Below are 5299 nucleotides of genomic sequence, written 5' to 3'. Positions count from 1 at the left end.
GCATGCGCTCTCACCCCTGGGGGCTCGTGGGCGCCATCCATGGCGCCCAACGGTCCCGGGCGCGGCTGCCCGCCTGCCTCTGCACAGTTTCATGTCTGCGGATCGGAGAGCGGGGGCGCCGCTTGATCAGGCCTTGTCGAGCGCGGCGCGCAGCGGCGCGAGGAAGGACGTTGCGGTCTGTGCGGCAGCGCCTGCATCGGCCGCTTCACCCAGCGCGGCGACCAGGGCGCTGCCGACTACGACGCCGTCGGCTTCGACGGCCATGGCCGCGGCGCTGGCGGCGTCCTTGATGCCGAAGCCGGCTACGACCGGGACGGTGGAGCGGCTGCGCAGGTCGCGCAGGCGGGCGCTGGCGGCGCTGCTGTCGAGGCGTTCGGACGCGCCGGTGACGCCGGCGAAGCTGACGTAGTAGAGGTAGCCCTGGGCCATGGCCGACAGGGTGTCCAGCCGGGTGTCGGCGGTGGTCGGAGAGGCCAGCAGGATCAGGGCCAGGCCGGCGGCGGTGAAGATGGCGCGGGTTTCGGCGGCCTCTTCCGGCGGCAGGTCGACCAGCAGCACGCCGTCCACGCCCGCGGCGATGGCCGCGTCGGCGAAGCGGGCGGTACCGTGGATCTCGACCGGGTTCAGGTAGCCCATCAGCACCACCGGGGTGGTGGCGTCGTCGCGGCGGAAGGCGGCCACGGTTTCCAGCACGTAGCGCAGCCCTGCCCCGCGCGCCAGCGCGCGCTCGGAGCTGCGCTGGATGGTGGGGCCGTCGGCCATCGGGTCGGAGAACGGCACGCCCAGTTCGATCACGTCCGCGCCGGCGGCGGCCAGCGCGTGCATCACCGGCACGGTGGCGTCAAGGCCCGGATCACCGGCGGTGATGAAGGGAATCAGGGCCTTGCGGCCCTCGGCGCGCAGGCGGGCAAAACAGGCATCGATACGGTCCACGGACATTTCAGGCACATCCTTCAATCAATTCAACGGCGCCGCTGGCGCCCCAGTACAGCGTCGAAATCACCCCGTCGAAGATCTCCAGCCGGATCGCCAGATCCGAGCCGGGGTCCTGCCAGGTCAGGTATTCGCCCGTTTCAGGGTCGTAGGCGTGCGGCTGCGCAAGGCTGCCCTTGGGCAGGCGCTTGAGCGCGGCGTCACGCGTCATGCCCAGGCGCAGCCCGAACGGGCCGGCCTGGGTGATGGTTTCATCGGTGCCGTCCAGCGGCGCCAGTTCGAAGCGCTGCACGTGGTCGTCGTCGACCATCATCGAGATGCCCTCGGGCAGGCTGCCGCGCTCGTAGTACTCGCAGCTGCCGGCCTGCCCGCCTTCGCTCAGACCGGCCGAATGCCAGGTGGCATCGGCATCGGCGGCGGTGAAGCGCTGGCCGATGACGATGTCGCCGGCATGGTCCAGGGCAACGGACACCACGGCGGGCGCCGGGACCGCATCGGGGGCTGGGGCCGGCAGTTCGGGCTCATCCTCGATCGGGCGGTTGGCCAGGTCGTCATCGTTGCTCGCCGGCACCTGCGCCGGTGCGATGGCCGCGGGCGACGCCGGCGCGGCGGGCAGCAGCGGCGGGTCCGGTGGGGTGCAGGCGGTCAGACCGACCACGATCAGCAGCGCACTTCCCTGGCGCAGCAGTGGATTCACAGCATCAGGCCCTCGCGTGCGGCGATGGTATGCACGTCCTTGTCACCACGGCCGGACAGGTTGCACAGCACCAGTTTGTCGCGAGGCAGGTCACGCGCGATCTTGATGGCCTGGGCCACGGCGTGGCTGGATTCCAGCGCGGCCAGGATGCCTTCGCTGTGGGCCAGCTGGTGGAACGCGGCCAGCGCTTCCTCGTCGGTGATGCCGACATATTCAGCGCGCCCGGCATCGGCCAGGAAGGCATGCTCCGGGCCGACGCCCGGGTAGTCCAGGCCGGCCGACACCGAGTGGGTTTCGGTGATCTGGCCGTCGTCGTCGCAGATCACATAGGTGCGGTTGCCGTGCAGTACGCCCGGGCGGCCCGCGGCGATGGAGGCGGCATGGCGGCCGGTCTCGATGCCATCACCGGCCGCTTCGGCACCGACGATGCGCACGTCGCGGTCGTTGAGGAAGGCATGGAACAGGCCGATGGCATTGCTGCCGCCGCCGACGCAGGCGGTGATCGCATCGGGCAGGCGGCCGTAATCGGTGAGCATCTGCGCGCGCGCTTCGCGGCCGACGATGGCGTTGAAGTCACGCACCATGCGCGGGTACGGGTCCGGGCCGGCGACGGTGCCGATGATGTAGAAGGTGTCGCGCACGTTGGTGACCCAGTCGCGCATGGCTTCATTGAGCGCGTCCTTGAGCGTGGCCGAGCCGGAGGTGACCGGCACCACCGTGGCCCCGAGCAGCTTCATGCGGTAGACGTTGATCTTCTGCCGTTCGATGTCGGTGGCACCCATGTAGACCACGCACTCCAGGCCCAGACGGGCGGCCACGGTGGCGCTGGCCACGCCATGCTGGCCGGCGCCGGTCTCGGCGATGATGCGGGTCTTGCCCATCCGCGCGGCCAGCAGGGCCTGGCCGATGGTGTTGTTGATCTTGTGCGCGCCGGTGTGGTTCAGGTCTTCGCGCTTGAGCAGGATCTGCGCCCCGCCCACCTGCTGGCTGAGCCGTTCGGCGTGGTAGATCGGGCTGGGCCGGCCCACGTAGTGGGTGAGGTCCTTGTCGTAGGCGGCGATGAAGGCCGGATCGCGGCGCGCCTCGTCGTAGGCGGCCGCCAGTTCCTGCAGCGGCCCGATCAGCGTTTCAGCAACGAAACTGCCGCCGTAGCGGCCGAAATGGCCCTGGGCATCGGGGTAGGCGTGGAAATCGGTGATGGGGGATGCGGACATGGCGCGACAACCGGTGGAGACAGGGTGCCAATTTAACGCACATGTCATGACAGGAATATCGATAATATCTGCGACAACCCGTCAGGAAAACTCACATGAGCGACCTTCCCCTGCCGCCGCTCAACGCCCTGCGCAGTTTCGAGGCCGCCGCCCGCCTGGGTGGGGTGGGCCGTGCCGCGGAGGCCCTGCACGTCACCCATGGCGCGATCAGCCGCCAGCTGCGGGTGCTGGAGGATCACCTGGGCGTGGCCCTGTTTGAACGCGACGGACGCGGACTGCGCCTGACCCGGGCCGGGGCCGAGCTGCAGAGCGCCTGCGAGGGCGCGTTCGGGCAGATCCGCGAGGCGGTGGGCGCGCTCAAGCGCCAGCAGCGGCCGGACGCGCTGGTGCTGGGCTGCAGCGGCAGCATCCTGGCGCGCTGGATGATTCCGCACCTGCCGGCGCTGCAGCGCGACCTGCCGTCGCTGGCGCTGCATTGGTCGGCGCAGGACGGCAGTTTCACCGACGCCCAGCGCGGCCTGGATGCGGTGCTGCTGCTCGCCCAGCCCCCGTGGCCACGGGGGTGGCAGGTGCGCGAACTGGCGCCGGAACGGGTGGGCGTGGTGGTCAGCCCGCAGCACCCGGCGGCGGCGCGGTTGCGCCAGCAGCCGCCGACCGCCCTGCTCGGCGAAGCGTTGCTGCATACCGCCTCGCGCCCGCAGGCGTGGCCGGCCTGGGCACTGGCGCATGGGCTGGACCCGGCGCAGCTGCACATGGGCAGCGGGTTCGAGCACCTGTACTACCTGCTGGAGGCAGCCGTGGCCGGGCTGGGCGTGGCGATCGCGCCCGAGCCGCTGGTGGCCGACGAGCTGGCCGCCGGCCGCCTGTTGGCGCCATGGGGCTTTGGCGCCACCGGGGGGTTCTGGGTGCTGGCCACGCCCGACGGGGCGGTGGATGCACGGGTGGACGTGCTGGCCGGGTGGCTGCAGCAGCAGTTGGCGGGGGCGTAGATCCCCACCGTGGGTGGGGACGATGCCGGGGCGCGCGCCGGTCAGACGGCGGTCGGCGCTGCCAGGCGTTGCTGCACGTCGTCGCGCAGGCGCGCCAGTTCCACTTCGGCCTGCTGGCGCTGCTGCATGCCCTCGCGGTGGATGGTGCGCACTTCTTCCACCGTGGCGATCAGCTGCTCGTGCACGTGGCGCAGGGTGGCCACGTCGATCACGGCGCGCTGGTTGGCCTTGGCCGTTTCAACGGTGGTCTGCCGCAGCAGGTCGGCATTGCGCCGCATCATCTCGTTGGTGGCATCGTCGATCGCGTTGGACAACGCCACCGCGTTCTTCTGCTCGTTGAGCGACAACTGGATCGCGAACTGACGCTTCCACGACGGAATGGTGATGTCGCGGACGGTGTTGAACTTCTCGATCAACAGGATCGCGTTGGCCTGGATCAGCCGGATCATCGGCAACGACTGGTCGGCGGCGTGCTGCATGACCAGCAGGTCGCCCACGCGCTTGTCGAGCAGCCGGATCGCGTTGTCCAGCTCGCCCTGGCGGATCCGCTGCTGCGGATCGTCCTGGCCCTGCCCCGCCAGCTGTTCGCTGCGCAGCGAGGCGATCCGGCGCTTGCCGGCGGCGATGTGCAGGCCCAGGCCGTGGCGCTCTTCGCGGACGATCTCGTGCATGCGGTCGAACTCGACCACGCGCTGGCCCATCAGCGCCTGCTGGCTGCCCACGTCGCCCATCAGCTGCTCGATCTGGCGGTTGGTGTCGCTGAATTTCTGCACCAGCTCGCCCTTGGACGCGCGCAGCTTGTCGATCAACCCACCGATCACCGGCACCTTCGAGCGTTCGGTTAGCCCGTCAAGCTTCAGCGAGCGCGCGATGCGCACCACCTCGCCCAGCTTGTCGCCGCTGGCATCGAGGTCGCGGTTGCGTACCTGGTCGAGCAGCTGGCTGGAAAACGCCGCCGTCTTGGCCGCCGCGTCGCGCCCGAACACCTGCAGGTTGCCCGGCCGGATGTCGTCCAGGCTGCGCCCGATCTCGGCGATTTTCGGCAGGTCGTCCCGGCCCAGGCCCAGCGCCTGCAATGCATTGTCATCGATGACATCCACGCTGACCTCCACCGGGAGGGACGCGTTCGGCTGGGAATCCTGGGTCATCGGTGCATCTCCATTCTGAAGGGCGGCCGGAGCGCCGGCACGGGTCAGTGTACTCAGGGAAGTCTAGCGTGCGCCGCGGCGACCTCGGCGCGGATCTGGCCCAGCAGTTGCGCGGCCTGCTCGTTCTGCCGTGCATGCGTCCGGGTGCGGCCGGCACGGACGGCCTTCTGCCACGCCGGCACCAGCACCTCGGCGATGCGCTGGAAGTGGTCCAGCAGGGCCGCGTCCTGGGCCTGCAGCAGCTGTGTCTGGCCAGCCTGCATGCGTTTGAGCGAGGCCAGCGTGCGCAGGTGCACCACGCGCTGGTGCAACGTGCCC

The 5299-nt window shown here is 70.2% G+C and carries 5 protein-coding genes and 1 pseudogene; 1 reads left to right on the top strand and 5 read right to left on the bottom strand.

Annotation, left to right across the window (positions count from 1 at the left end; genetic code table 11):
* Positions 1 to 126 precede the first annotated feature (126 nt).
* From trpA to trpB, 3 genes are read right to left on the bottom strand one after another with little or no spacing between them, the layout of a single operon-like run.
* Positions 127 to 933 carry a tryptophan synthase subunit alpha gene (gene trpA / locus DBR34_RS13120; protein WP_128097116.1) on the bottom strand — a complete coding sequence of 269 codons (807 nt, stop codon included), beginning with the start codon at positions 931 to 933 and terminating at the stop codon, positions 127 to 129.
* 7 nt (positions 934 to 940) lie between these two features.
* On the bottom strand, positions 941 to 1630 hold the full coding sequence (locus tag DBR34_RS13115; RefSeq protein WP_128097115.1) for a hypothetical protein: 690 nt from the start codon (positions 1628 to 1630) through the stop codon (positions 941 to 943).
* Positions 1627 to 2844 (bottom strand): tryptophan synthase subunit beta, encoded by a 1218-nt coding sequence (gene trpB, locus DBR34_RS13110; protein WP_128097114.1) that lies wholly within the window; start codon positions 2842 to 2844, stop codon positions 1627 to 1629. The genes DBR34_RS13115 and trpB overlap by 4 nt, the downstream gene beginning before the upstream one ends.
* A gap of 95 nt (positions 2845 to 2939) precedes the next feature.
* On the opposite strand from trpB, the gene DBR34_RS13105 reads away from it, so the two are divergent.
* Positions 2940 to 3833 carry a LysR family transcriptional regulator gene (locus DBR34_RS13105; RefSeq protein ID WP_128097113.1) on the top strand — a complete coding sequence of 298 codons (894 nt, stop codon included), beginning with the start codon at positions 2940 to 2942 and terminating at the stop codon, positions 3831 to 3833.
* A 41-nt stretch (positions 3834 to 3874) separates the two neighbouring features.
* On the opposite strand, the gene DBR34_RS13100 is transcribed toward DBR34_RS13105, so the two are convergent.
* Together DBR34_RS13100 and DBR34_RS23030 are read right to left on the bottom strand one after the other, a co-directional pair.
* Entirely contained in the window at positions 3875 to 4981 is a 1107-nt protein-coding gene (locus DBR34_RS13100) for a toxic anion resistance protein (protein WP_128097112.1), read from the bottom strand.
* A gap of 53 nt (positions 4982 to 5034) precedes the next feature.
* Positions 5035 to 5299 (bottom strand): annotated as a pseudogene (locus DBR34_RS23030) (hypothetical protein); the annotation flags it as partial.

The sequence above is a fragment of the Stenotrophomonas sp. HMWF003 genome (genome assembly GCF_003061285.1).
Lineage (GTDB): Bacteria > Pseudomonadota > Gammaproteobacteria > Xanthomonadales > Xanthomonadaceae > Stenotrophomonas > Stenotrophomonas maltophilia_AP.
The sequence above is the reverse complement of the archived record's forward strand: the minus strand, read 5'-3'. Positions and strand labels throughout refer to the sequence as shown.